Annotated in this window: 27 protein-coding genes; 19 read left to right on the forward strand and 8 right to left on the reverse strand. The window is 40.0% G+C overall.

The genetic code is table 11. The features are described from left to right. Positions 1-87: 87 nt before the first annotated feature. On the forward strand, positions 88-981 hold the full coding sequence (locus tag BM266_RS01440; RefSeq protein WP_093404939.1) for a bifunctional 5,10-methylenetetrahydrofolate dehydrogenase/5,10-methenyltetrahydrofolate cyclohydrolase: 894 nt from the start codon (positions 88-90) through the stop codon (positions 979-981). 35 nt (positions 982-1,016) lie between these two features. Here the strand turns inward: BM266_RS01440 and BM266_RS01445 are convergent, their stop codons facing one another. The 4 genes from BM266_RS01445 to rluF form a co-directional block, all read right to left on the reverse strand. After that, positions 1,017-1,421, reverse strand: a complete 405-nt coding sequence (locus BM266_RS01445; RefSeq protein ID WP_093404941.1) for a YkvA family protein — start codon at positions 1,419-1,421, stop codon at positions 1,017-1,019. A 33-nt stretch (positions 1,422-1,454) separates the two neighbouring features. Further along, positions 1,455-2,474 (reverse strand): AI-2E family transporter, encoded by a 1,020-nt coding sequence (locus BM266_RS01450; protein WP_093404943.1) that lies wholly within the window; start codon positions 2,472-2,474, stop codon positions 1,455-1,457. 16 nt (positions 2,475-2,490) lie between these two features. Continuing rightward, entirely contained in the window at positions 2,491-2,913 is a 423-nt protein-coding gene (locus tag BM266_RS01455) for a VOC family protein (RefSeq protein WP_093404945.1), read from the reverse strand. A gap of 84 nt (positions 2,914-2,997) precedes the next feature. Continuing rightward, the gene (gene rluF, locus BM266_RS01460) at positions 2,998-3,834 is read right to left on the reverse strand and encodes a 23S rRNA pseudouridine(2604) synthase RluF (protein ID WP_093404946.1); all 837 of its coding nucleotides are present in this window, start codon (positions 3,832-3,834) and stop codon (positions 2,998-3,000) included. 139 nt (positions 3,835-3,973) lie between these two features. On the opposite strand from rluF, the gene BM266_RS01465 reads away from it, so the two are divergent. The 4 genes from BM266_RS01465 (at position 3,974) to dnaG (ending at position 8,406) form a co-directional block, all read left to right on the forward strand. Further along, a complete protein-coding gene (locus BM266_RS01465; RefSeq protein ID WP_093404948.1) occupies positions 3,974-4,531 on the forward strand; it encodes an RNA polymerase sigma factor in 558 nt (185 codons plus the stop codon). Then, positions 4,518-5,267, forward strand: coding sequence for a hypothetical protein (locus BM266_RS01470; protein WP_093404950.1), 750 nt, complete (start codon positions 4,518-4,520; stop codon positions 5,265-5,267). The genes BM266_RS01465 and BM266_RS01470 overlap by 14 nt, the downstream gene beginning before the upstream one ends. Before the next feature lie 51 nt (positions 5,268-5,318). Further along, positions 5,319-6,350: a porin family protein gene (locus tag BM266_RS01475; protein ID WP_093404953.1), complete on the forward strand. Its 1,032-nt coding sequence runs from the start codon at positions 5,319-5,321 to the stop codon at positions 6,348-6,350. Positions 6,351-6,447: 97 nt separating this feature from the next. Continuing rightward, positions 6,448-8,406 carry a DNA primase gene (dnaG, locus tag BM266_RS01480; protein ID WP_093404955.1) on the forward strand — a complete coding sequence of 653 codons (1,959 nt, stop codon included), beginning with the start codon at positions 6,448-6,450 and terminating at the stop codon, positions 8,404-8,406. Here the strand turns inward: dnaG and BM266_RS01485 are convergent. Together BM266_RS01485 and nadE are read right to left on the reverse strand one after the other, a co-directional pair. After that, entirely contained in the window at positions 8,399-9,040 is a 642-nt protein-coding gene (locus BM266_RS01485; RefSeq protein ID WP_093404957.1) for a response regulator, read from the reverse strand. The genes dnaG and BM266_RS01485 overlap by 8 nt on opposite strands. Positions 9,041-9,161: 121 nt before the next feature. Then, positions 9,162-9,953 (reverse strand): NAD(+) synthase, encoded by a 792-nt coding sequence (nadE, locus tag BM266_RS01490; RefSeq protein ID WP_093404959.1) that lies wholly within the window; start codon positions 9,951-9,953, stop codon positions 9,162-9,164. A gap of 105 nt (positions 9,954-10,058) precedes the next feature. Here nadE and gldB point away from each other — a divergent pair, with 105 nt between their 5' ends. The 3 genes from gldB to BM266_RS01505 are packed head-to-tail and all read left to right on the forward strand — an operon-like array spanning position 10,059 to position 11,725. Next, positions 10,059-11,018 carry a gliding motility lipoprotein GldB gene (gldB, locus tag BM266_RS01495; protein ID WP_093404961.1) on the forward strand — a complete coding sequence of 320 codons (960 nt, stop codon included), beginning with the start codon at positions 10,059-10,061 and terminating at the stop codon, positions 11,016-11,018. Further along, a complete protein-coding gene (gldC, locus tag BM266_RS01500) occupies positions 11,018-11,353 on the forward strand; it encodes a gliding motility protein GldC (protein WP_093404963.1) in 336 nt (111 codons plus the stop codon). The genes gldB and gldC overlap by 1 nt, the downstream gene beginning before the upstream one ends. Before the next feature lie 12 nt (positions 11,354-11,365). Continuing rightward, positions 11,366-11,725, forward strand: coding sequence for a GTPase (locus BM266_RS01505; protein WP_093404965.1), 360 nt, complete (start codon positions 11,366-11,368; stop codon positions 11,723-11,725). Positions 11,726-11,733: 8 nt separating this feature from the next. Here the strand turns inward: BM266_RS01505 and yihA are convergent, their stop codons facing one another. Both yihA and BM266_RS01515 read right to left on the reverse strand, forming a co-directional pair. After that, entirely contained in the window at positions 11,734-12,333 is a 600-nt protein-coding gene (gene yihA / locus BM266_RS01510) for a ribosome biogenesis GTP-binding protein YihA/YsxC (protein ID WP_093404967.1), read from the reverse strand. 33 nt (positions 12,334-12,366) lie between these two features. Beyond that, positions 12,367-13,131, reverse strand: a complete 765-nt coding sequence (locus BM266_RS01515) for an alpha/beta fold hydrolase (RefSeq protein ID WP_093404970.1) — start codon at positions 13,129-13,131, stop codon at positions 12,367-12,369. A gap of 279 nt (positions 13,132-13,410) precedes the next feature. Between BM266_RS01515 and mraZ the strand changes: the two genes are divergently transcribed. From mraZ to BM266_RS01570, 11 genes are read left to right on the forward strand one after another with little or no spacing between them, the layout of a single operon-like run. Then, positions 13,411-13,878, forward strand: a complete 468-nt coding sequence (gene mraZ, locus BM266_RS01520) for a division/cell wall cluster transcriptional repressor MraZ (protein ID WP_093404972.1) — start codon at positions 13,411-13,413, stop codon at positions 13,876-13,878. Then, positions 13,865-14,761 (forward strand): 16S rRNA (cytosine(1402)-N(4))-methyltransferase RsmH, encoded by an 897-nt coding sequence (gene rsmH / locus BM266_RS01525; RefSeq protein WP_093404975.1) that lies wholly within the window; start codon positions 13,865-13,867, stop codon positions 14,759-14,761. Before mraZ ends, rsmH begins: the two co-directional genes overlap by 14 nt. A 16-nt stretch (positions 14,762-14,777) precedes the next feature. Then, positions 14,778-15,095 (forward strand): FtsL-like putative cell division protein, encoded by a 318-nt coding sequence (locus BM266_RS01530; RefSeq protein ID WP_093404978.1) that lies wholly within the window; start codon positions 14,778-14,780, stop codon positions 15,093-15,095. Position 15,096: 1 nt separating this feature from the next. Beyond that, entirely contained in the window at positions 15,097-17,103 is a 2,007-nt protein-coding gene (locus BM266_RS01535; protein WP_093404981.1) for a penicillin-binding protein, read from the forward strand. Beyond that, a complete protein-coding gene (locus tag BM266_RS01540) occupies positions 17,100-18,566 on the forward strand; it encodes a UDP-N-acetylmuramoyl-L-alanyl-D-glutamate--2,6-diaminopimelate ligase (protein ID WP_093404984.1) in 1,467 nt (488 codons plus the stop codon). The genes BM266_RS01535 and BM266_RS01540 overlap by 4 nt, the downstream gene beginning before the upstream one ends. Positions 18,567-18,602: 36 nt before the next feature. Continuing rightward, positions 18,603-19,838 (forward strand): phospho-N-acetylmuramoyl-pentapeptide-transferase, encoded by a 1,236-nt coding sequence (mraY, locus tag BM266_RS01545; protein ID WP_093405314.1) that lies wholly within the window; start codon positions 18,603-18,605, stop codon positions 19,836-19,838. Then, entirely contained in the window at positions 19,838-21,208 is a 1,371-nt protein-coding gene (gene murD / locus BM266_RS01550) for a UDP-N-acetylmuramoyl-L-alanine--D-glutamate ligase (RefSeq protein WP_093404987.1), read from the forward strand. Before mraY ends, murD begins: the two co-directional genes overlap by 1 nt. A gap of 27 nt (positions 21,209-21,235) precedes the next feature. Beyond that, entirely contained in the window at positions 21,236-22,438 is a 1,203-nt protein-coding gene (locus BM266_RS01555; protein ID WP_093404990.1) for an FtsW/RodA/SpoVE family cell cycle protein, read from the forward strand. Position 22,439: 1 nt separating this feature from the next. Beyond that, entirely contained in the window at positions 22,440-23,534 is a 1,095-nt protein-coding gene (gene murG, locus BM266_RS01560; RefSeq protein ID WP_093404992.1) for an undecaprenyldiphospho-muramoylpentapeptide beta-N-acetylglucosaminyltransferase, read from the forward strand. A 2-nt stretch (positions 23,535-23,536) separates the two neighbouring features. Further along, complete coding sequence (gene murC, locus BM266_RS01565) at positions 23,537-24,895, forward strand: UDP-N-acetylmuramate--L-alanine ligase (RefSeq protein ID WP_093404995.1); 1,359 nt, start codon at positions 23,537-23,539, stop codon at positions 24,893-24,895. 1 nt (position 24,896) lies between these two features. Beyond that, positions 24,897-25,601, forward strand: a complete 705-nt coding sequence (locus BM266_RS01570; RefSeq protein WP_245760357.1) for a cell division protein FtsQ/DivIB — start codon at positions 24,897-24,899, stop codon at positions 25,599-25,601. Positions 25,602-25,603: the final 2 nt, after the last annotated feature.

A 25,603-nucleotide genomic window follows, 5' to 3' on the forward strand; every position in this document is an offset into this window, starting at 1 on the left:
TAGCTTTTTTAATTATTGATTAGTAATCCGGTAAATCTGTAGTCGAAAATGGACTGCTAACTGCCAATTAATATACTGCTTACTGAAATGACTATTTTAGACGGAAAAAAGACCAGCAACGACATTAAAAATGAGATTGCTACAGAAGTTGAAAAAATCAAAGCTAAAGGTGGAAAAGTCCCGCACCTTGCCGCAATTATTGTTGGAAAGGATGGAGCCAGTCTTACCTATGTAAACGCGAAAGTGAAATCCTGTAAGCAGGTAGGTTTTCAATCTTCACTTTACCGTTTGCCCCACACCATTAGTGAGTTGGAGTTGCTTGATAAGATCGAGGAGCTTAATCAAAACGATGATATAGATGGTTTTATCGTCCAGTTACCTCTGCCTCCTCAAATTGATACTCAAAAGGTTTTAACTGCTGTTGATCCCGATAAAGACGTAGATGGATTTCATCCTACTAACTTCGGGAAAATGGCTTTGGATATGACCTCCTTCATACCAGCAACACCCTTTGGGATTCTGGAATTACTGGAGCGCTACGATATTCCTACCAAAGGAAAACATACCGTGGTTATTGGCCGTAGTTATATCGTTGGACGCCCAATGAGTATTTTGATGGGACGTAGCGGTTTTCCAGGAAATTCTACGGTTACTCTTACCCACGAATTCACTAAAAATATTACCCAGATCACCTCCCAGGCTGATATCATTATAATCGCGGTAGGGATCCCCTATTTCCTTAAAGCCGAAATGATCAAGGATGATGCGGTGGTTATTGATGTTGGAATTACCCGTGTTCCCGATGAGAATACAGAAAAGGGTTATGTGATTAAAGGAGATGTTGATTATGAAAACTGTTGTAAAAAAGCATCTTATATCACACCTGTGCCCGGCGGGGTTGGTCCTATGACCGTTTCGATGTTGCTTAAGAACACTTTGCTCGCCAGAGAGCGTCACAAGCAAAGAGGTATGAAGAGATAACTAAAAAGGCTTTCTGATTATCAGAAAGCCTTTTTTTAAGCTTCTTCTCCTTCTTCCAGCTTCCAGTCGAGATATTTGTGTAGATCGGTTTCCATAAATCTTAGAGAAAAAGTTAGGACCGCAAAATCATCAACATAACCTATTCCCGGAATGAAATCTGGTACCATATCCAATGGATTTAAAACATATAACAAGGCAAAAGCTATAGCTGCAATGGTGAACCAGGGAACGTCTTTATAAATTCCCTTTCGGTAATCCTGTAGCATACCAAACATCACTTTTCCGAGTTCAGTATATTTCTTAAGTGCATTTGCATTTAGAATCTTATCTGAAATTTCCTGCTGATTTTTAGCCGCAAGCTCTACATCGCCTTCATCTACTTTTGCAACTTTTTCTTCTACATATTTCTCATCAATATTTGTACTCTTTCTGTTAAACATTTTTTATATTTTTAATTAAATAGTGATTAGTATTTACAATTTTTCGTAAGTATTTCCGTATTCCTTCTTGTATATTTTTAGTATCAATAAAAATAAAGAAATCAATAAAGGACCGAAAATCAATCCGATGAAACCAAATAAGGGAACTCCTATAATAACTCCAAATAGGGTTATTAGTGGGTGCACATCGGCAAGACGTTCAAGAATATATAGCCTTATCAAATTATCTGTTACTCCAACCACTGCAAAGCCGTAAACCAGCATGGCAATTGCCTGCCAGTTATCTCCCTGAGCAAAGAGCAGGATGGTTACAGGTATTATTCCTACCGCAGTACCTATAAAAGGGATCATTGAACCAATAGCGGTTATTACAAACCAAAAAAACGGATCGGGCACACCAAAGATAAGAAAACCAATAAGGGCAATTATTCCCTGGAATAAAGCTACCAAGGGAATCCCCAGTGCATTAGATTTTACCAGCTCATTACTTTCATCGCTTATCACATCAATATTATCCCTTCCCATAGGAATATATGAAAAAAGTATTTCCTTCATCTTATCCCTGTTGATAAGCATATAATAGAGCATAAAATACATGATACCAATTGCAATGGTAGCATTAAAGGTGCCTCCGGCAAAACTTTGTAAATTGCTTGAGATCCAGTTCGTAATGGCCGAGGTATCGATGGCACTGCTAATACTGTATCCAATATAGCTTTCAGCTTCTGTCAATTGATCTTTAATAGCCCTTATCACTCTTTCTGAGTTAGCCACAGCTTTCCCTATTTTTGAGGTAAGCATAATTACTACAAGACTCACCGGAACCAGGATTCCTATAAATGAGCCCGTCATTAAAAGGCCAGCGGCAAGACCAGGATGCCATCCTCTTTCGAGCAGTTTTTTCATCCAGTTCCTTAGAACCACATATAAGGTTATAGCTCCAAGAATTCCAGATAAATACGGGGTGATTTCTTTGAAAATTAAAACCGACATAAACAATATGAGCAGAAGCACAAATAACTGTCTTACAAGGGCCGGTTTTAATCTATCCATATGAAATTATTTAAGACTAAGATGCAAAAAGCTGATCTTGATTTTTGAATGCTTTAAATTCCAAAGCATTTCCGCTGGGGTCCTTAAAGAACATAGTAGCCTGCTCACCAACCTCGCCCTTAAACCTTATATAGGGTTCAATTATAAACTCTATTCCCCGGGATTCCATTAATTTAGAAAATTCCTGGAAAACTTCCCATTCCAATACCACCCCAAAATGAGGTACCGGCACATCTTTTCCGTCTACAGGATTGGAATGTGCTTTTTCGGTTTCTGATTGGGGTTTATAATGAATGACCAGCTGATGTCCGAAGAAATTAAAATCAACCCAGTGCCCGCTACTTCTGCCTTCTCCACATCCAAGAACGTCCCGGTAAAATTTTCGGGCCTTCTGAAGATCGGAAACAGGAATGGCGAGGTGAAAAGGTGGTATTTTCATGCTTAGATAATTACCTGATTAGTGTTGAATTTAAAATTAGGAAGTTATCTTAACATAATATCAATGAAGTTCGCTAATAATCTGTTAAGATTTGTGCCCCGGTCTCCGGGAAGGCCGGTTTTGTTTGGGTTTGTATTCAGTGTGGTTCTTTAAGTTACGCGAGGCAGAAGTTTTAAGTTTGGAAGCTTCTTCCGTTTTAATCGAATCGTCTACCATTTTGTTAATCGTTTGTAACTCCTCGTCTGTTAGATCACGCCATTTGCCTACCGGCACATCAAGATTTACGTTCATGATCCTGATGCGTTTCAGAGAGGTAACCTCATAACCTAAAAATTCACACATCCGCCTTATCTGGCGGTTAAGGCCTTGGGTTAAAACAATCCTGAACTCATATTTCCCCAGTTTTTCTACCTCGCATTTTTTGGTAGTAGTATTAAGAATGGGTACTCCATTCCTCATCCTGTCTATAAAATCGTCCGTTAGTGGGCGGTTTACAGTGACAATATATTCTTTCTCGTGATTGTTCCTTGCTCTGAGGATCTTGTTAACAATATCGCCATCATTGGTAAGAAAGATAAGTCCTTCACTGGGTTTGTCTAACCTCCCAATAGGAAAAATGCGCTTGGGATAATTTATGAAATCTATAATATTATCTTTTTCCACCCGCGTATCGGTAGTGCAAACAATTCCCACAGGTTTGTTGAAAGCGAGGTAAACATTAGGTTCTTTCTTCTCTTTTGCTGAAATCAATTTGCCGTCAACTCTAACCTCATCTTCCGCACTTACCTTAGTGCCCATTTCAGGAACTTTACCGTTAAGGGTGATTCGGCCCTGATCTATGAGTTTATCAGCTTCACGGCGGGAACAATAGCCAACTTCGCTGAGGTATTTATTGATTCGGGTGAGTTTCTCTTCGGCCATAAAATTGATTTCTGTTGCAAAGATACAAGATTTAAAACGCTCTCTTCAAGAACTAATTTTCAAAAAAAAATGAATCCACAGGCAACCTTTTGTAACTTTCATGCGTCTATGTATATAGAGGCTAATTTAAAAACCACAGGTGAAAGTAATTCAACTCTTTAAAAACGAAAAATTACTTATTAAACTGGCTGCCAACCAAAACCGGGAGGCGCAGCGCCAGTTATACGACCAGCATTCGGGGAAAATGCTAAGTGTTTGCAGGCAATATATTAAAGACCTTCAGCAAGCAGAAGAAGTAATGCTAAGTGGGTTTTTAAAGGTTTTTCTTCATCTGAAAAGTTTTAAAAATGAAGGCAGTTTCGAAGGTTGGATACGTAGGATTATGATTAGAGAATGTATTTCCTTTCTACGGTCAAACAAAAAACTTCAATTTCTGGAGGATGAATTTTCACAAGCAGAAATTTCCGAAACGGTTTCTTCAGAATTAAGCGCGGAAGAGATTCAGACTTTAATTGATGAGCTGCCCGAAGGCTATCGAATGGTCTTTATAATGTATGCTATTGAAGGCTATAAACACGCTGAAATCGCAGATTTGCTGAAAATTACAGTAGGGACTTCCAAATCCCAGCTTTTTAAAGCAAGAAAAATATTACAGGAAAAATTAATCGCACAAAACACAGCTTATGGCACTACATAGATTTGAAGAGCAGGCAGAGAAGAAGTTAAGGGAACGCCAGATAGCTCCTTCAGCGGGAAATTGGGAGAAGCTCGAGGCTAAATTGGGCAAGGATGAGGAAAAAAGTAAGTTCAGGGCCTGGTGGCCATTGGTGGCAGCCATAATGGTTCTGGCTTTTTTTGCGGGAAGCCTGTTTTTTAGCACAACACCAGAGTCACCTGCAATAGTAGAAGAACCCACCGAAAAAATTCCTGAAAATACCCGGAAAAGTGAAGATTTTAAAGCTCCGGTTGAGATTGCTTCTGAAGAAAAGAAAACAAGGCCTGCACAAAATAAGAAAGTTGAATCTTCGAAAGAAATTCCGCAGCAACCTACTCCGGAAATTAAGCGGGAGAAATTAGTGGCTGCTTCAACAGAAATTGAAAACCTTCATTTTGAGCTTGAAAATATAAGCCTTACACCGCCGGTTCAGAATTTGACACCTGTAAAAAACCAATTGGAGGAAGTTATTGCCATGGTAGTTTCTGAGCAGGCAGAAAAAGATCTTACTGAAGCCGAGGTAGATGATTTATTACTGGAAGCTGCAAGCCGGCTTACCCGGCAGCAGGTTTTTGAAGACAATGGGAGTGTGAATGCATCTGCTCTTTTGGCCGATGTTGAAACAGAACTCGATCAGTCTTTCCGTAAAAAGGTTTTTGAACTATTAAAAGAAGGTTTTGAGGAAGCGAGTTATGCTTTTACCAATCGAAATAAATAATAATCATCCCCTTTTAGGGTCATTTATCAATTAATCCATCAAATCAGTTTTATGAAAACAATCATTATCTATTTAGTAGTAAGTTTGAGTTCTCTTTTATTTCAGGAAATTTATGCTCAATCCAAAGATTCAGATTACGGACAGGTTGAAACCCTGGAGAAATTAAAGAAGGAAATCGTTACCGAGGAAAAGGAGGAATTAAAAAAAACAGTTACTTCCCTGAACCGTCTTGTTGAGCAGGGTAAAATAACTGCAGAATCAGCCATGCTTCAAAAAGAGACAGCTGCTGGTAAACATGCAAAAAACATTGAAAACCGTATTACCATCCTTGAAAATAAATTTGCCCTGGAATCCAGAAATAGTTCTAATGATAAAAGTGTTTGGCTAACATTTGGCGAAGACGGTAAAGTAGGAGGTTTAGATACTAATCCAAATAAATACGATAGAAGAACTACCAATGATCTTGTAATAGCCGCCGGATTTAACAATGCGCTTGAAGATGGTCAGTCCCTTAATGATTCGGATTTTAAATTGGCTGGAAGCAGATTTTTTGAAATCGGTTGGGCTTGGAAAACCCGGGTTTTTAAAAATACCAATTGGTTGAGGTTTCGTTATGGGGTGTCATTTCAGTTTAATGGCTTAAAACCGGTAGATAACCAGATTTTTGAGCAGGATGGAAACGAAACTTATTTAACCGAATTCAATTATGATCTCAAAAAATCGAAATTCAGGATGGATAACCTGGTAGTTCCCGTTCATTTTGAGTTTGGTCCTTCTACCAAAATCGAAACCGACCGAAGTATTCGATATTCTACCGTAGGAAAATTGAAAATAGGTTTGGGAGGATATGCCGGTTTAAATATTGGGGAGCGGCAAAAGCTCAAGTATGAAGTCGATGGCGAGAAAATAAAAGAAAAGCTGAAAAACGATTACAACACCAACGATTTTGTTTACGGTTTAAGCGCTTACCTGGGATGGGGTGGTGCCACCTTGTACGGGAAATATGATTTGAACCCGATTTTCAAAGACCCAAACCGGGAATTGCATAATTTCTCACTCGGACTTCGCTTTGATGTGGATTAGCTTATAAATTCATACTTTTGAAGCCCCGGAAAGATATTTTCCGGGGCTTTGTTTTTTCAAAGAAATAATTAATAACTTCCGTGAAAATTTTCGCCCTTTGATCTCAAAAACCACCATAGACAATGTATTTGAAACCGCCCGGGTTGAGGAGGTTATCGGCGATTTTGTTCAGCTTAAAAAATCGGGTTCGAATTTTAAGGGGTTAAGTCCTTTTAGCGATGAGCGAACCCCGAGTTTTATGGTTTCTCCTGTGAAACAGATATGGAAGGATTTCTCAAGCGGGAAGGGTGGTAATGTGGTGGCTTTCCTTATGGAGCACGAGCACTTTACCTATCCTGAAGCCATAAAATACCTGGCAAAAAAGTACGGGATTGAAATAGAGGAAACCCTGCAAACCGACGAACAAAAGGTACAGGCCAACGAGCGGGAAAGTATGTACCTGGTTTCAGAATTTGCCAATAAATATTTTCAGAAAATACTTCATAAAACCGATCCCGGAAAGGCAATTGGTTTAAGTTATTTCAAAGAGCGCGGCTTTACTTTAGAAACCATCAATAAGTTCGAGCTGGGCTACTGCCTTGATGAGTGGGATGCTTTTACCAAAGAAGCCCTGGCCGAAGGCTACAAGCTGGAATTCCTGGAAAAAACCGGACTTAGTATCGTAAAAGGCGAAAAGCAGTTCGACAGGTTTAAAGGCAGGGTGATGTTTCCTATTCATTCTATGTCTGGCCGGGTGCTTGGTTTTGGAGGGAGAATACTTTCCAACGATAAAAAAGCTGCGAAATATCTGAACTCTCCCGAAAGCGAGATATATCATAAGAGCAAGGTCCTCTACGGAATTAACTACGCCAAGCAGGCTATTGCTAAAGAAGATAACTGTTTTCTTGTTGAAGGCTATACCGATGTGATCCAGTTTCACCAAACCGGAATAGAGAATGTGGTTTCTTCCTCAGGGACGGCGCTTACGTCTGAGCAGATCCGGCTCATTAACCGACTTACTAAAAACATTACAGTGCTTTTTGACGGAGATGCAGCCGGTTTGAGAGCTTCCCTCCGCGGAATTGACCTTATCCTCGAACAGGGGATGAACGTAAGGATTTGCACCTTCCCTGAAGGCGAGGATCCTGATAGTTTTGCCCGGAAAAACTCTGAGGTAGAGTTAAGGGATTTCCTTGAAGAAAATTCAAAGGATTTTATTCGTTTTAAAGCTTCCCTGTTAATGGAGGAAGCAAAAAATGATCCGGTGAAGAAAGCCGGATTAATTAGAGAAATAGTTCAAAGTATTTCAAAGATTCCTGATAATATTCAGCAGGAAGTATATCTTCAGGAGTGTTCCAGGATCATGGATATCTCTGAAGAAGTGCTTTATTCCAGCCTGGCACAGTTAACCAAAAAATCTGATGGCCAGTCCCAAAGGAAACCTGCCAGAAAATCTTTTGATGTTGTAAAAGAAGAAAAACAAATAGCACCCAGGGTAGATGAGCAATTTGAACTGGAGAAAAAAATTATAAGCCTGCTGTTGTTATACGGAAAGGAAGAGGAGGAATTTGAGGATCTACTTCTAAAAGAAAAAGAAAACGGAGAATTGGTGCTTGAACCTGAAATACAGAAAGCCAGAGTCTTTGAGAAAATATTTCTTGACCTTCAGGAGGATGAAATAGCTTTTACCAATTCCGATTTTCAGCAGATTTATAGTGATCTTATCGATAGGCTTAACAGCAACGATTCCTTCGCGATGGAGACCTTCATTAATGAAATTGATGCTGAAAAGGCTTCGGCGATAACCAATATTTTAATGGAGGACGAGCAGTATGAATTGCACGACTGGGATCGGCAGAATATTTTTGTAAAAACCAAGAAAGAAACCCTTTCACGCCTGGTTTCTGAAACCATCCTTTCACTACGACGGTTTTTGATAAACCAGAAGATAGATGAACTTTCATCGCAAGTAAAAACTCCCGACCCGGAAACGGACAGCAGTGTGATACTAAAGGATATAATGGATTATTTAAGTTTAAAGAAAGTGCTTTCTGATAAGCTCAATCGGGTTATGTAGAGGGGTTTATTTCCAGTAGTCGGGATCTGGTAATGAGATCGGCTACATTATCAACGTTTAGCTTTTTCAGCAAACGTGTTTTGTAGGTACTTACCGTTTTTTCGTTGATATTAAGGGTTTCGGCTATGTCTTTATTGCGTTTTCCTGCAGAGATAAGATTTAAGACTTCGATTTCACGAGTAGAAAGCTTTTTGAATTTAGTGATAAGACTTTTACCTTTGGACATTCCGGAATTTAATTTCTCAGTTATTTTTTTATTCAGATATATTCCGCCCCGGGCTACCTGATAAATTGCTGATTCTAAGGTTTTGGGATCTGTTGTTTTGGAAATATAACCGGATGCTCCTGCTTTAATTGCACTTAAAGCATACATTTCTTCTGCGTGATAGCTAAAAACCAGAATTCTCAATTCCGGATATTCCTTTTTTAAAGTCCTTATGGCATTAATGCCGTGAATTTCGGGGAGATCTAATTCAAGAATCAGTACGGTAGGAACCTGCCGGGATAAAAACTTAAAGAGTTCATTTCCATTGGTAACTTTACCAATAATTTCCAGGGCCGGGTTCATACGTATGATGCTACCGATGCCCTCGCTTACCACAGGATGATGATCTGCAATTAATATTGTATTCATAAAACAGGTTGGTGTTGAAAAAACTATATGCCTGTAGGGCGGAGGCATATTTTTTACTTACTTAAAAATACCTGTTTTCTTATTAATTATAGAAATTTTAGTTGCTTATTCGATAAAACGATTAGTTTTTAAGATGAACGGGAATCTGGCAAACGGGTATCGGATTGATTTTGTGCAAATTAGCTCTGTGACGGCTTTGGTAAATTTTAAAAACCTCTTTTTGTCTTCCTGAAAAGTCATCTACTGTTTTTCCTTTTCCGGCCTCCAGCATAGCCCATTCCAGTTCATCATAAGAGGCGCCAATTTGCTCTTCGTCGCTTGGGCTATCATCAAACAGGCCATCGGTAGGTTCAGCATTTATTATTTCAGTAGAAAGTTGCAGGTATTCAGCGATCTGGTATACTTCGCTCTTCATCAAATCTGCAATTGGACTAAGATCGACTCCGCCATCACCATACTTGGTGAAAAATCCTACACCAAAATCTTCAACTTTATTCCCTGTGCCTGCAACCAGGTAAGCATGCATCCCGGCAAAATAATATAAGGTAGTCATTCTTAACCGGGCACGGGTGTTGGCAAGACTTAAAGCCAGATTATCTGAGGTTTCAGCCTTTGGGACTGCCTCTTGGAAATTATCAAAAACAGGGGTGAGGTTTACCTCCAGGTTACTCACATTGGCAAAATGTTCCTTTAGGTATTGTATATGTTTTTGCGCCCTTGTCACCTGATTTTTTGGCTGGTGAATAGGCATCTCCAGGCAAAGAGTACGCATTCCTGTTTTGGCGCAAAGTGCAGAAGTTACTGCCGAATCGATACCGCCGCTAATTCCTATAACAAAACCATTCATATTGGCTTTTGTTGCGTAATCTTTTAGCCAGTTTACTATATGATCTACTACTTTATCAGTCTGCATAATTTTGGGTGAATTAGTTTGTAAATAATACCTTTGTCTCAAAACTACTATTTAAAGGTAATTTATAAAAGCTCCCAGGCGTTAAAGCCTTCATAAGAAAATTGTATGATCAGGAAATTGCTGTTGTTTTTTACCGTTTTGGCCATTTTTTCCTGCGGAAATATGTCAGAAACTGAAAAGGAAATCGAAAAAGTTGAAGTCGATTTTGAGGTAATCCGTTTTGATGAGAAATTTGCCGAAGCTTCTCCGGAAAGCCTCCCTGAATTGAAAGCAGAGTATCCTTATCTTTTTCCTAAGCAATACGGTGATGAGGTTTGGGAAGAAAAGTTAACCGACACCATTCAGCTAGAGCTCAACGCAGAGGTAGCCAAAGCCTTTTCCGATTTTTCCCGGGAAGAAGATGAATTGCACAGATTTTTTCAGCATATAAAATATTATTTCCCCGATTTTGAAACCCCGGATGTAATTACCATCACTTCTGAAGTAGATTATAAGAATAAGGTGGTAATTGCAGAAGATAAACTTTTTATCGCCCTTGATACTTACCTCGGGCAAGATCATCATTTTTACATCGGGCTGCAGGAATACCTGAAAAAGAATTTCCGGAGATCTCAAATTCTTCCCGATGTTTCCCAGGCATACGCGAAAAAATATGTTCCCAGGCCGCAGGCCCGAACATTTCTCGCGCATATGATCTACTATGGGAAAATGCTTTACCTTAAAGACCTGTGGATCCCTTTTAGAACAGATGCCGATAAAATTGGCTACACCCCTGAAGAGTTTGAATGGGCTAAAAGTAATGAAGAACAGATCTGGCGGCATTTTGTGGATAAGGAATTTATCTTTGATACCGATTCTGAGCTGTATACCAGATTTTTATATCCGGCACCTTTCAGTAAATTTTACCTGGCGCTTGATAATGAATCGCCAGACCGATTGGGGCAATATATCGGATGGCAGATCATCAGAAAATATATGGATAGAAATGAAGCTTCGGTAGAAGAAATGTTGCAAACCGATGCCGAGACTATTTTTAATAACGCAAATTATAAACCAAGTAAATAATGGCCTACAAGAAGTCTGAAATAAATATAGAAGTAATAACCGACGAAAACCAGGTTCCTGAAGAACTTTACTGGAGTGCTGAAGACGGAGGCGTTCACAAGGAAGAAGCAAAAGCTATAATGCTTTCGGTTTGGGACAGCAAACAACAGGAGACCCTGCGAATTGATCTTTGGACCAAGGATATGCCGGTTGATGAGATGAAAAAGTTCTTCCATCAAACCCTGGTTTCCATGAGTGATACATTTAATCGCGCAACCCAGGACCAGAAAATGACCGATACAATGAAGGATTTCTGTGATTATTTCGCCGAAAAAATGGAGATCACTAAAAAATAAAATCAAACTCCTTTGGAAAAGTTACTCTTTGTCTATAATTCATTCTCGGGCAGTCATAATGCAATATTGGATTCAGTCCTTAAATTGGTGGGATCTAAGTCTACCCCGTGCAAATTATGTGAGCTTACCCACGGGGTTTTTTCTGAAAAGAAAGCCTGGAAGGAATTCAAAAGAGATTCAGATTTGGAAATAGATTTCCTGCATTTGGATGAATTCAGGAAAAAGTATGCCTCGAAATTCGGATACAAGTATACTTTTCCAATAGTTTTATGGGAAGATGAAAGAGAAATGGGAATTTTGGTCTCAACTGAGGAACTCGAAGAAATGGAAAATGTAGAAGAGTTAATAGCGCTTCTTGAAAGCAGAACTTAATTCTTAGGCTATTCCAGTTGCTGGTTAACCGATTCGATATAACCCAGGATTTCCTCCTTACCAAGACCAGAAGTGGCAGAGCTAATAAAAAACTCCGGCATTTCTGACCAGTATTCAAGCATTTCAGTCTGGTAATTTTTAATGTTGGTTTCCAGGGCTTTAGGTTTAATCTTATCGGCTTTGGTGAAAATAATACAGAAAGGAATCTGGTTTTCGCCCAGCCACTGCATAAATTCCAGATCTATTTTTTGTGCCTTGTGGCGGCTATCTATCAGTACAAAGGCGCATACCATTTGTTTGCGATTCGCAAAATACGCAGTGATAAATTTCTGAAATGTTCTTTTTGCAGATTTTGAAACCTTTGCGTAACCGTATCCAGGTAAATCTACCAGGTGCCAGTTTCCATTGATTAGAAAATGGTTGATAAGTTGTGTTTTTCCCGGTCTTGATGAGGTTTTGGCCAGGGATTTTCGCTCGGTAAGCATATTGATAAGTGAAGATTTCCCCACATTACTTCGGCCAATAAAGGCATACTCGGGCAGACGGGAATCAGGACATTTTTCCACCTTGGAATTACTAACCACAAATTCGGCCGATTTGATTTTCATCAGAAATTATTTTATAACCCGGTTTGGGACTAATTAAAAATTGCGTTCTTGCAGCCAGGCGTGGAGAAGCTCATTGAATCGCTCTGGATGCTCCATCATAGCCGCGTGCCCACACTTGTTGATCCAGTAAAGATCGGCATCGGGTAGGAGGCGTTTAAAATCTTCAGCAACTTCAGGAGGAGTGACATTATCATCTTTCCCCCAAATAATGCAGGTTGGAGTTCGCATTTTCGGCAGGTCTTTCGCCATATTATGCCTGATCGCACTTTTTGCAATCGCAAGGGTTTTAACCAGTTTATTACGGTCGCTTACCGTGTCGTAAACTTCATCTACTATTTCCTTGGTAGCAACTTCAGGATCGTAAAAAACGTTTTGTGCTTTTTTCTTTATGAATTCATAATCGCCACGCCGGGGGTAACTTTCTCCCATTGCGTTTTCATATAGACCGGAACTTCCCGTTATAACAAGCGCCTTTACCATCTCGGGGTATAGTTTAGTAGTGAGAAGACCAATATGGCCTCCCAGGGAATTCCCTAGTAAGATCACTTTATCTAAACCCTTAAAGTCTACAAATTCTTTAATGTATTTCGCGAAAGTACCCACGCTGGTTTTTAGTAGAGACATGGAGTATAAAGGCAATTCAGGAATCAAAATTTTATAGCCCTTAGGAGGAAAAAAATCAATAACACCATCAAAATTACTCAAGCCACCCATCAGTCCGTGTAAAATAACTATTGGAGTCCCTTCTCCTTTCTCCAGGTATGTGAATTTACCCTCTTGCCTTAAATTATTTTTCATTGATAGCCTTTGCGGTTAGCAATCGCAAATATAGCGATTTCGATACAAGTATAATCATTTTTGAGAAATAGCAAAGGCAATTCCTTATAGCATTTAACAGGATTGGCGATCATTTTTAACACAAAATTTTAGGATAAAACCAAGGCTCTGAGATCTAACCTCATAGGTGTATTCAAAAGTCTTTCAGTGTAATAGGAGGGAAAAATTTATCAACAATGTGGTAAAAAGTGGTAAAAAGTGGTAATATTTTCAATATATTTGACTTTGAAAATCTAACTAGTGGTAAATCTCATCGGAACATATGAATGCAAGGTAGATGCAAAAGGCCGGTTAATGGTGCCTTCAGCGTTAAAGAAGCAGCTTGCGCCTATGTTGCAGGAGGGATTCGTGTTAAAGCGAGCCGTTTTTCAGTCTTGTTTGGAATTATATCCCATGGAAGAATGGGATAAACTGATGAAGAAAATGAACGGACTTAACCGTTTCAAGAAAAAGAACAACGATTTTATTAGAAGGTTTACAGCCGGGGTGAAAAGTGTGGAGGTAGATGCAAACGGCAGATTGTTAATTCCGAAGGATCTTGTGGGTTTCGCCGGAATTGAGAAGGAAATCGTCCTGAATTCGGCAATTAACATTATCGAGATTTGGGATAAAGAGCAGTACGAGAAGACCATTTATGAGTCTACCGATGATTTCGCCGACCTGGCTGAAGAAGTAATGGGTAATGACGATCTAGATGGAATATCATAATCCGGTTTTATTAAAAGAATCTGTAGACGGCCTCAATATCAAGGAAGACGGGGTTTACGTTGATGTCACTTTTGGTGGCGGCGGACATTCCCGGGAGATTCTTAAAAGATTGGGTTCCGAAGGTAAACTTTTCGGTTTCGATCAGGATAAAGATGCTTTGCAGAATAAAATAGAGGATCCGCGATTTACACTTATCAGCGAGAATTTCCGGTTTATCAAGCGCTTCCTGAGGTTCTATGGAATAAAGCAGGTTGATGGCATCTTAGGGGATTTTGGAGTTTCATCCCATCAGTTTAATGAAGCTGAACGTGGTTTTTCAACCCGTTTTGATGCTAAACTCGACATGCGGATGAACCAGGACAGCAAACTGAGTGCCTATGATGTGATTAATCAATATTCTGAAACGCAATTAAGACAGTTGTTTTATCAATATGCCGATTTAAAGAATGCTCCAAAACTTGCAAAAATTATTGTAGAGGCCAGAGAGCAGAAGGCAATTGAAAGCAGCGAACAATTAAATGAACTTTTGAAGCCGCATCTTTTTAAAGGTAAAGAAAATAAGGTTCTGGCTCAAATCTATCAGGCGATCAGGATAGAGGTGAATCAGGAAATTGAAGTACTAAAAGAATTTTTAAAGCAAACAGAAGAACTTGTGGTAAAAGGTGGGCGTATAAGTCTGATCTCCTATCACTCGTTAGAAGACCGTTTGGTGAAGCGCTTTATAAGAAGCGGATTGTTTGAAGGCGAGCCGGAAAAGGATTTCTACGGAAATATTTCGGTTCCTTTTAAAAAGGTAGGAGGGCTAATTGTTCCTTCCAAAGAAGAAATTGAACGAAATAGCCGTGCCCGCAGTGCAAAATTGCGTGTAGCTAAAAGAATTTAAAATCTCTTAGAAAGTGATGAAAAAGGGTTTTTACAATCTTCTTAGAGCAAATTTTCTCATTAGCCGCGATGCGGTTAATAATTGGAGGTTTATTGTGTACTGCACGTTGTTGGCCATTATTATGATCGCTAGTTCTCACAGTGCCGAGAGGAAAGTTCATGAAATAGCTCAGCTGCATAATGAAGTGAGAGAATTGAGAAGTGAATTTGTAGACCGGCGTTCTGCCTTGATGAAAATAAAAATGGAGTCTACAATCACCAGGAAAATGAGTGATAGGGGTGTTGGACCATCAGAAACACCACCCTTTAAAATAAGAGTAAATATCCCGGAATAAAATGGCAATAACCGAAAAAGGCATATTAAACAGGTTGTACTTCGTGGCAGCCTGTATGTTTTTGTTTGCGGTTGGCGTAAGCGTCAAGCTTCTGGATATTCAGTTTGTAGATGGCGAATATTATAAACAATTAGCTGAAGAGCGCACTTACCGAAACTTCAAAATACCTTCCAATCGCGGTAACTTATATGATTCTAACGGAAGTTTACTTGCTACTTCCATTCCCAAATACGATATAAGATTTGATGCAGTAACTGTTTCCGATAAGAATTTTCAGGAGAATATAGGTCCGCTATCCAAAGAATTGGCTGCAATGCTTGGCAATTCAGCTTCCTATTACGCGCAGAAACTTCGCACGGCCAGAGCTAACAAGCAACGTTACCTTTTAATAACAAGAGGTCTTGGTTATTCAGAATTTCTTAAACTGAAGCAGTTCCCTATGTTCAATCTGGGAACGTATAAAGGGGGAATGATCGTGGAGCAACGCACTGTGCGAGAGCATCCATTGGGGAAAATGGGAGAGCGAACCGTTGGGTATGAACGCCAGGATGACCAGGGTTATTTCACCCGGGTTGGACTTGAGGGAGCGTACAGTTCTTTTTTAAGAGGAACCGATGGCCGCCGACTGAAACAGAAAATAGCCAAAGGCCAGTGGAAGCCTATTAGCGATAATAATGAGGTGGAGCCAAAAGATGGTTACGATGTTATTTCAACCATAGATGTCAATATTCAGGATATTGCTCATCATGCTCTTTTGAAGCAACTCGAAAAGTATAAAGCCGATCATGGCAGTGTGGTGGTAATGGAAACCAAAACAGGAGAGATCAAAGCCATCTCCAATTTAGGGAGAACCTCTAAGGGCACCTATTATGAAAAACTTAATTATGCCGTTGGTGAATTACACGAGCCCGGATCTACCTTCAAATTAATGGCTATGGTTGCTGCCCTGGACCATAAAGTAGTTGATACCGGTGATATCGTGGCAACCGGAAATGGTCGGCTTCCGATCCGCGGAAGGATGGTTCGGGATTCGAAACATGGTGGGTATGGAGATATTAGCGTTGCAAGAGCTTTTGAAGTTTCCTCCAATGTTGGAACCGTAAAAATTATTTATGACAACTATAAAGACCAGCCTCAGAAATTCATCGATAAGCTTAATTCGATGCACCTGAATGAGCCGCTTGGTTTGGATATAAAAGGAGAAGGAGTACCGGATATTCCGCAACCGGGAGATAAGAAATGGTCGGGGCTTTCGTTGCCGTGGATGGCCTACGGCTATGGAAGTATCCAGATGACGCCTCTGCAAACACTTACCTTTTATAACGCCATCGCCAACAATGGAGAGATGGTGAAACCCCGATTTATAAAAGAGGTAAAAGAATGGGATAAAACCATTCAGAAATTTGAAAAAGAAGTGATCGACCCAGCAATTTGTTCTCCGGAAACACTTTCCAAAGTGCAGGAGATGCTTAAAAATGTTGTTGAACGCGGGACAGCCAAAAGTCTGTATTCCCCAAATTTCTCTATGGCCGGGAAAACCGGAACCGCCCAGACTGAATACTGGATGGATGACTGGGCTTCCAACAGACGCTATATTTCCTCCTTTGTGGGGTACTTCCCTGCAGAAAACCCCAAATATACCAGTATAGTGGTAATTCATAAACCCGATAACAGAGTGGGTTATTATGGAGCCGATGTTAGTGGGCCGGTTTTTAAACGTATCGCTCAAAAGATCTATACCGATACCCCAATAGAAGATGAACTGGAATCTATAGAAGTAGAAAATGAAGTTATAGAAGATGATTTTGAAAAATACTATACCAAGATCCAGAACGAGAAAATAATTATGCCCGATGTGATTGGAATGCCGGCAATGGATGCCATATCCCTTTTAGAAAATCTTGGTTTAGAAGTGAAATTCCATGGAAAAGGAAAAGTGAAAGCACAGTCGGTATCGGCCGGGCAGAAAATAAAAAATAACCAACAGGTAAATCTGCATTTAAGTTGAATATTTTAAAAGACATATTGTACAGAGTTTCTATGGAGGCCGTAACCGGGAATACTTCGGTTGCAGTTAACAATATTCAGTTTGATTCCCGTAAGGTGGAATTAAATGATGTTTTTGTAGCCATTCGGGGGACACTTTCCGATGGCCATAAATTTATAGAACAGGCTGTAAACAAGGGAGCACTGGCAGTAATTTGTGAAGAACTACCTAAAGATATCGTCAATGGGGTTACTTATGTTCAGGTGAACGACTCTCAAAGAGCGCTGGCTTATATGGCAGCGAATTTCTATGATAATCCTTCTGAAAAATTAAAACTTGTAGGAGTTACCGGTACCAATGGAAAAACCACTATCGCTACTTTGTTGTATCAGCTTTTTACCAAGGCAGGTTTTAAAGTTGGGTTGCTTTCAACCGTAAAAGTAATGGTTGGGGATAAGAGTTTTGATGCTGTAAGAACAACCCCCGATTCCCTTACCATAAATTCCTACCTCCATCAGATGAATGATGAAGGTGTGGAATTCTGTTTTATGGAAGTCAGCTCTCACGGCATTGCCCAACACCGAACAAGCGCTCTGGAATTCAAAGGTGGAATTTTCACTAACCTGTCTCATGATCACCTTGATTATCACAAGGATTTTGCTGAATACCGTGATGTGAAGAAAAGATTCTTCGATGAGTTGCCGGCTTCGGCTTTTGCACTTACCAATGTCGATGATAAGAACGGCTTGGTGATGCTTCAAAATACCAAAGCGGTAAAATACACTTATGCTCTAAAATCTTACGCCGACTATAAAGCGCAGATTCTGGAAAATCAGCTCACAGGTTTATTGCTGAAGGTAAATGGCCAGGAACTCTGGACAAAACTTATAGGGAATTTCAATGCATACAATGTACTGGCAATCTATGCTACCGCTGAATTGCTTGGACTGGAGACTCTTGAGACCCTGAAAATTATCAGCGAACTGGATTCGGTGAGTGGAAGATTTCAATATTTGATCTCAGATAAAGAAAAGATTACCGCAATTGTAGATTATGCACATACTCCTGATGCGCTTAAGAATGTGTTGGAGACTATAAACAGCATCAGGACCAGGAATGAAAAACTGATCACGGTTCTTGGCTGTGGGGGAGATAGAGATAAGACCAAGAGACCCAAGATGGGGCATATCGCATCGGCGCTAAGCACCGATGTAATCTTTACCAGCGATAACCCAAGAACTGAGGACCCTGATAAAATTATTGAAGAGATTGAAGCCGGAGTGGAGCCTCAGAATTTCAAAAAAACCAATGCGGTAACCAATAGAAAACAGGCGATAAAAACCGCCTGTCAGATGGCTGCCAAAAACGATATTATCCTGATTGCCGGGAAAGGTCATGAAACCTATCAGGAGATCAATGGGGAAAGATTTGATTTTGATGATCTCAAAATAGTAGCAGAATTTTTAAAGCAATTAGAAAAATAAGAATCGAACCTGCCCATGCAGGTGCCAAACAAGGATATGTTATACTACCTATTTGAATATTTAGATGCAGAGTACCAGGTGCCGGGCGCGCGCCTGTTCCAGTATATCTCCTTTAGGTCGGCGATGGCGATTATCCTTGCGCTTGCAATTTCTACTATTTATGGTAAAAGAATTATCAATTACTTAAGAACAAAACAAATTGGTGAAAGTGTAAGAGATCTTGGTCTGGAAGGCCAGAATGAAAAAACCGGAACACCTACTATGGGTGGACTTATTATAATAATCGCCACCTTAATTCCGGTATTGCTCTTCGCCAGGCTGGATAACATTTATGTTCTTTTACTCATTGTCACCACCCTTTGGATGGGAGCAATTGGCTTTATAGACGATTATATTAAAACCTTTAAAAAGGATAAGGAAGGTCTGTCTGGGAAATTTAAAGTCATTGGACAGGTTGGCCTCGGGCTCATAGTGGGAGCCACGATGTATTTTCATCCGGCGATTACTGTTAAAGAAGAGACCAACAGGCCTGCAACTCAACAGCAGGAAATGTTGGTTGATACCGATGAGATCGTGATGGGGCCTGAAGAAAAAACCACGACCACTACAATTCCATTTGTAAAAAATAATGAATTCGATTACTCCAGCCTTATTACCTGGATAAATCCTGTGCTTAAAAATTACGCCTGGCTCATTTTTATTCCTATCGTGATCTTTATTGTTACTGCCGTTTCCAATGGCGCCAATTTAACCGACGGGATTGATGGCCTTGCTGCGGGCTCTTCAGCCATAATTGTATTAACACTTGGGATTTTTGCCTGGGTATCCGGTAACATCATTTTTTCAGATTATTTGAACATTATGTACATCCCCCGGTCTGGAGAGATGACGATTTACATCACTGCCTTTGCAGGATCTTTGGTTGGCTTTTTATGGTACAATACCTATCCCGCGCAGGTTTTTATGGGAGACACCGGAAGTCTTACTATAGGTGGAATAATCGCGGTACTGGCTATTGCCACCCGTAAGGAATTACTGATTCCGATTCTATGCGGAATTTTTCTGATGGAAAATCTTTCGGTGGTTTTACAGGTTGCCTGGTTTAAGTTCACGAAACGAAAATACGGAGAAGGAAGAAGAATTTTTTTGATGTCTCCTTTGCATCATCATTATCAGAAAAGGGGATATCACGAGAGCAAGATCGTGGTGAGGTTCTGGATCGTCGGAATCTTTCTGGCAATTGTGACCATCATCACACTTAAGGTGCGATAATGAAGAAGGACTGGAGAAATATCAGCGAATCAGGCTCGCAAAAACTAGTGATCCTGGGTGGTGGAGAAAGTGGGGCCGGAACGGCTATTCTGGGGAATAAAAAAGGCTTTAAAGTCTTTGTTTCAGACCAGGGAAAGATTAAGGATAAGTACAAAGAAGTTCTTTTAAATATTGAGGTTGAATGGGAGGAATTACGGCATACTGAAGCTAAGATTCTCGATGCAGATGTGGTGATGAAAAGTCCGGGGATTCCCGATACTGTTCCCTTAGTATTAAAACTAAAGGAACTTGGGATTCCGGTTATTTCTGAAATAGAATTTGCTACCGCTTTTACTTCAGCAAAAATAATTGGAGTAACAGGAAGTAATGGTAAGACTACCACCACGAAATTCATTCACCATATTCTGAAAGCCGGTAAAATTTCAGTAGGAATGGCTGGGAATGTGGGAGACAGCTTTGCAAAACAGGTCGCTGAAACCAAGCCCGACTGGTTTGTACTGGAGCTAAGTAGTTTTCAGCTGGACGGAATTGAGAATTTCAGGCCTGAGATAGCTGTGTTGACTAATATAACCCCAGATCATCTGGATAGATATGATTATAAGCTGGAGAATTATGTAGCATCAAAATTCAGGATCACCGAAAATCAAACCGAAAATGATTTTTTCATTTTCGATGCCGATGATGAGATCATTGAAGAATGGTTGAAGAACAACAAGATTAAAGCACAAAAGCTTCCATTTTCACTGGAGAAGAAAATAGAAAATGGTGCCGAAATAGAAAACGAAAATATTGTAATAAACATTAATAACGATCAATTTAATATGCCAACAACAACATTAGGTCTGCAAGGTAAGCACAATACCAAAAACGCTATGGCTGCTGCTACGGTAGCACAATTATTACGAATTAGAAAAGAAACCATACGTGAGAGTATGGAGAATTTTCAGGGGGTTGAACACCGCTTGGAAAAGGTTTTGAAGATCAATAATGTTCAGTATATAAACGATTCAAAGGCAACTAATGTGAACGCCACATTCTATGCATTGGAGAGTATGGAGTCTGAAACGGTTTGGATCGTTGGCGGGGTAGATAAAGGAAATGTTTACGACGATCTTTTGCCTCTGGTGAATGAAAAAGTGAAAGCGATAATCTGCCTTGGGGTAGATAATACAAAGCTGCTAAATACATTCGGGAATTGTGTTGAAACTATTGTGGAAACCCAATCTATGTCTGAAGCAGTTACAATGGCATACAGGCTCTCAGAAAAAGGAGATTCAGTTCTATTATCTCCGGCCTGCGCCAGTTTCGATCTTTTTGAAAATTATGAGGATCGTGGCAGACAATTTAAAGACGCGGTAAGAAATTTATAAAATTAGAACTAGAAGAGTATCAATAAAATGAGCAACTTTTTTTCAAATCTTAAAGGAGACAAGGTTATCTGGGCAACCGCCGGCTTGTTGGCATTATTTTCATTTTTGCCGGTATACAGCGCCAGTAGTAACCTTGCATACCTTTATGGAGATGGAAGCACATTTAAGTATGTGGTTGTTCACTTTTTCCATTTGGTGCTTGGTTTTTCATTGCTTTTTGCCATTCATAAAATACCCTATCACTATTTCCGGGGGCTCTCTATTTTATTTTTACCTGTAGTCATCGTGCTGTTATTATACACAGCTTTTCAGGGAACCATCATAGACGGAGCTAACGCAAGCCGCTGGATACAGATTCCTGTCTTAGGCGTTTCATTTCAGTCGTCTACTCTGGCATCAGTGGTTTTAATGGTTTATGTGGCCAGGTACCTCTCTAAAATGACGCATAAAACTTTAAGTTTTAAAGAGTCTATTTTACCACTTTGGTTGCCTGTAGGTGCGGTATTAATGCTAATTTTGCCGGCCAACTTTTCCACCACAGCTATCATATTTTGTATGGTTCTGGTATTGATGTTCTTAGGAGGGTATCCTGCAAAATATCTTGGAATTATAGTCGCAGCCGGATTCCTTTTGCTCACTATATTCATTCTCACAGCCAAAGCTTTCCCCGGACTTTTACCCAACAGAGTTGATACCTGGGCAAGCAGGATCGAGAACTTTTCTAATGATGAAGATACCGAAGCGGATTATCAAATAGAGAAAGCCAAGATTGCTATTGCGCGCGGAGGAGTAACAGGAACAGGAATTGGCAAAAGCGTACAGCGAAACTTTTTACCCCAGTCTTCTTCCGATTTTATTTATGCGATAATAGTTGAAGAGATGGGATTGATAGGAGCATTTGGAGTTATGAGTGCTTATCTGATGCTGTTGTTCCGAATAATAATTGTTGCGACCAAGGCCAATACCATGTTCGGGAAACTGGTTGTCATGGGGGTGGGTTTACCGATAATTTTTCAGGCACTCATCAATATGGCAGTGGCTGTTGAATTGTTTCCGGTGACAGGGCAAACCCTTCCATTAATCAGTAGCGGGGGAACCTCGATTTGGATGACCTGTATGGCACTGGGAATTATCCTTAGTGTTAGCGCCAAACGGGAAGAAATTAAAGAAGCTGAAGAGCGATTAAACGAAGAAGAAAATCCGCTTGATATTTTAAGCGAAGCGATATAAGATGAAAAAAGACCTACGAGTCATATTATCTGGAGGGGGCACAGGAGGCCATATTTATCCGGCGATAGCTATCGCTCACGAGATAAAAATGCGCCACCCTGAAGCCAAATTCCTCTTTGTGGGTGCGAAGGACAGAATGGAGATGGAAAAAGTGCCCCAAGCCGGGTATGAGATCGAAGGTTTGTGGATAAGCGGAATTCAGCGGAAACTGAGTCTGAAAAATCTTGCTTTTCCTTTTAAACTACTAAGCAGTTTGAAAAGGTCAAGAAAAATAATAAAAGCTTTTAATCCAGTTGTGGTGATTGGGACCGGCGGCTTTGCCAGTGGACCTTTATTAAAAGTGGCAAGCTCTCAAAATATTCCAACCCTCATCCAGGAACAGAATTCATATCCCGGAATTACCAACCGGCTGCTTTCAAAAGCAGTGAATAGAATATGTGCAGCCTATGAAGAGGTTAAACGATTTTTTCCTGTGGATAAGACCGTAATAACAGGCAACCCGGTTAGGCAGGATTTACTGGAAGTAAGTTCAAAAAGAGCGGAAGCCCTGGAATTTTTTAAACTTGACGCTGCAAAGAAAACTGTGTTAGTGCTTGGCGGAAGTCTCGGTGCGAGAAGGATCAATCAATTGATAGAGAAATTCGCTGAAGAATTTGAGAAAAAGGAAATTCAGTTGATCTGGCAGACAGGAAAATTGTATTTCAGTGAATACAAAAAATACAACGGGAAATTCGTGCAAACCCACGAATTCCTGAACAGGATGGATCTGGCCTATGCTGCAGCTGATGTGATCATTTCGCGGGCCGGTGCAATAAGCGTTTCAGAATTATGCATTGTTGGAAAACCGGTACTATTTATTCCTTCGCCCAATGTTGCAGAAGATCATCAGGCGAAAAATGCGCGTTCTGTCGCTGAAAAAAATGCCGCGTTGATGCTTACTGAAAATGAGCTGGAAGACAAGTTTGAAACCGAGTTTTTTGGTTTGCTCAATTCAGAAGAAAAACAAAAAGAATTAAGCCGAAATATTAAAGAATTGGCTTTGCCCAATGCAACCTCTGCAATAGTAGATGAAGTAGAAAAATTAATTAGAGAATAATTTTGATCGAATTAAACCACATAAAGAACATTTATTTTATCGGCATTGGCGGAATAGGGATGAGTGCGCTTGCGCGCTATTTTAAATTCCAGGGAAAAAATGTAGCCGGTTACGATAAAACTTCCACGCCGCTTACCAGAACTTTGGAAAGCGAAGGTATACAGGTGGTTTATGATGAGGCTGTAGCGAGTATTCCTGAGGATTTCACTCATCTGGAGGGTACACTAGTGGTTTATACTCCGGCGATTTCGAAGGAACATAAGCAGTGGTTATATTTTATTAGCAGGGAATTTCCGTTGAAAAAACGGGCCGAAGTTCTTGGCCTTATTTCGAAAGGTAAGAATACCCTTGCCGTGGCCGGAACTCACGGGAAAACCACAACCACTGCAATTCTTGGTCATTTACTGAAAGAAACAGGAGCACCGGTTACGGGATTCCTGGGAGGAATAAGCGAGGATATTCAAAGTAACCTTATTCTTAAGGGAGATGAAGTAATCGTGGTGGAAGCCGATGAATTTGACCGCTCCTTTATGCAGCTTGCCCCCAATATTGCGGCAATCACCTCTATGGATGCCGATCACCTGGATATTTACCATGATAAAGAAGAACTGGATAAAACTTTCAGGGATTTTGCAGCGCTTGTTCCCGAATCAGGAACGCTTTTTGTGAAGAATGGTCTTCCAATAGAAGGAATAACTCTTGGCATTGAAGATGATGCCGATTATACTGCAACAGATATAGAAATTGAAAATGGCACTTACCATTTCAATTTAAGAACTCCAAAAGGAATAATTAAGGATTTAAGATTTAATCTACCCGGCAAGCACAATTTGCTCAATGCTATAACAGCCCTGGCGATGGCTATTCAGTACGGCTCCCCAACCGATGAAGAACTCGCCAGGGCTTTATTTAGCTTCAAAGGTGTGAGGCGTAGATTTACCTATAAAATAAAAACCGATGAGTTGGTCCTTATCGATGATTATGCCCATCACCCCGCAGAAATTGAAGCGGTGCATCAGGCGGTAAGAGAAATGCATCCTGGGAAAAAGGTGTTGGCGATATTTCAGCCGCATTTATTCAGCAGAACCCGTGATTTTGGTGATGATTTCGCTAAAAGTCTGGCCAAATTTGATGAATTGTTATTACTGGATATTTATCCTGCCCGGGAAGAACCAATTGAAGGGATTGATTCAGTGTGGTTATTTGACCAGATTAAAATGAATTTAAAGCGGTTAATTACCAAGGAGCAGCTTTCAGAAGAAGTGAAGAAAAGTGATGCTAGTGTGATCGTAATGATGGGCGCCGGAGATATTGGAGAAGAAGTCGAACCTTTAAAAAGGATTCTTCTAAATGAAAGGTAAGATGGGCTACATAAAAGCTATGTTTTTGCTGGGGTTGGTGGCCTTTCTTTATGGTTTTGCCGAATACCGTCACAAATCCCGAAAAATAAGTGAGGTAAATATTGAATTTTTGGAAGATGAAAACCTCTATGTCACTGAGGAAGCGGTTAATAAGTTGTTAATACAAAATAATCTTGAGCTTACGAGCATAGATAAAGAAACTTTAGATTTGAATAGGGTAGAAATCCTACTGAAAAACCACGATATGATTGAAAACGCAGAAGTTTACCTGAATCTTGACGGCAAACTCAAAGCCGATATCAGTCAGCGGAAACCAATCGGGCGTGTAGTGGGAAACTCTTCATTTTATCTGGACAAAAACGGGAAGGTAATGCCTCTTTCACCTTATTATTCAGCGAGAGTGCCACTGCTTTTTGGCTTTGATGACGACAATGTTTCTGAAGTATATCCGTTGGTGAATTACATAAAGAACGATAAATTTTTAACTCAGCATATTACAGGTATAAGGAGGTTGAACGGTGGAAAATTTGAGCTGGAAATGCGCAAACTTGATTTTAGTGTGTATTTCGGAAAGGTTGAAGAAATTCCTTTGAAGTTCAACAATTTTAAGGTTTTTTATAAAAAAGCGCTTAAAGACGATAAACTGGATGCCTATAAAAAAGTGAACTTACAGTTTGGGAATCAGGTTGTTTGCACGAAAAAGTAAAT

It is taken from the genome of Salegentibacter flavus (assembly GCF_900115145.1).
GTDB classification, from domain to species: domain Bacteria; phylum Bacteroidota; class Bacteroidia; order Flavobacteriales; family Flavobacteriaceae; genus Salegentibacter; species Salegentibacter flavus.

Excerpts from the sequence above, each read along its gene's own strand:
- BM266_RS01440 (WP_093404939.1), top strand. The coding sequence starts at position 88 with ATGACTATTTTAGACGGAAAAAAGACCAGCAACGACATTAAAAATGAG.
- BM266_RS01445 (WP_093404941.1), bottom strand. The coding sequence starts at position 1,421 with ATGTTTAACAGAAAGAGTACAAATATTGATGAGAAATATGTAGAAGAA.
- BM266_RS01450 (WP_093404943.1), bottom strand. The coding sequence starts at position 2,474 with ATGGATAGATTAAAACCGGCCCTTGTAAGACAGTTATTTGTGCTTCTG.
- BM266_RS01455 (WP_093404945.1), bottom strand. The coding sequence starts at position 2,913 with ATGAAAATACCACCTTTTCACCTCGCCATTCCTGTTTCCGATCTTCAG.
- rluF (WP_093404946.1), bottom strand. The coding sequence starts at position 3,834 with ATGGCCGAAGAGAAACTCACCCGAATCAATAAATACCTCAGCGAAGTT.
- BM266_RS01470 (WP_093404950.1), top strand. The coding sequence starts at position 4,518 with ATGGCACTACATAGATTTGAAGAGCAGGCAGAGAAGAAGTTAAGGGAA.
- BM266_RS01475 (WP_093404953.1), top strand. The coding sequence starts at position 5,319 with ATGAAAACAATCATTATCTATTTAGTAGTAAGTTTGAGTTCTCTTTTA.
- BM266_RS01485 (WP_093404957.1), bottom strand. The coding sequence starts at position 9,040 with ATGAATACAATATTAATTGCAGATCATCATCCTGTGGTAAGCGAGGGC.
- nadE (WP_093404959.1), bottom strand. The coding sequence starts at position 9,953 with ATGCAGACTGATAAAGTAGTAGATCATATAGTAAACTGGCTAAAAGAT.
- gldB (WP_093404961.1), top strand. The coding sequence starts at position 10,059 with ATGATCAGGAAATTGCTGTTGTTTTTTACCGTTTTGGCCATTTTTTCC.
- gldC (WP_093404963.1), top strand. The coding sequence starts at position 11,018 with ATGGCCTACAAGAAGTCTGAAATAAATATAGAAGTAATAACCGACGAA.
- yihA (WP_093404967.1), bottom strand. The coding sequence starts at position 12,333 with ATGAAAATCAAATCGGCCGAATTTGTGGTTAGTAATTCCAAGGTGGAA.
- BM266_RS01515 (WP_093404970.1), bottom strand. The coding sequence starts at position 13,131 with ATGAAAAATAATTTAAGGCAAGAGGGTAAATTCACATACCTGGAGAAA.
- rsmH (WP_093404975.1), top strand. The coding sequence starts at position 13,865 with ATGGAATATCATAATCCGGTTTTATTAAAAGAATCTGTAGACGGCCTC.
- BM266_RS01530 (WP_093404978.1), top strand. The coding sequence starts at position 14,778 with ATGAAAAAGGGTTTTTACAATCTTCTTAGAGCAAATTTTCTCATTAGC.
- BM266_RS01535 (WP_093404981.1), top strand. The coding sequence starts at position 15,097 with ATGGCAATAACCGAAAAAGGCATATTAAACAGGTTGTACTTCGTGGCA.
- mraY (WP_093405314.1), top strand. The coding sequence starts at position 18,603 with ATGTTATACTACCTATTTGAATATTTAGATGCAGAGTACCAGGTGCCG.
- murD (WP_093404987.1), top strand. The coding sequence starts at position 19,838 with ATGAAGAAGGACTGGAGAAATATCAGCGAATCAGGCTCGCAAAAACTA.
- BM266_RS01555 (WP_093404990.1), top strand. The coding sequence starts at position 21,236 with ATGAGCAACTTTTTTTCAAATCTTAAAGGAGACAAGGTTATCTGGGCA.
- murG (WP_093404992.1), top strand. The coding sequence starts at position 22,440 with ATGAAAAAAGACCTACGAGTCATATTATCTGGAGGGGGCACAGGAGGC.
- BM266_RS01570 (WP_245760357.1), top strand. The coding sequence starts at position 24,897 with ATGGGCTACATAAAAGCTATGTTTTTGCTGGGGTTGGTGGCCTTTCTT.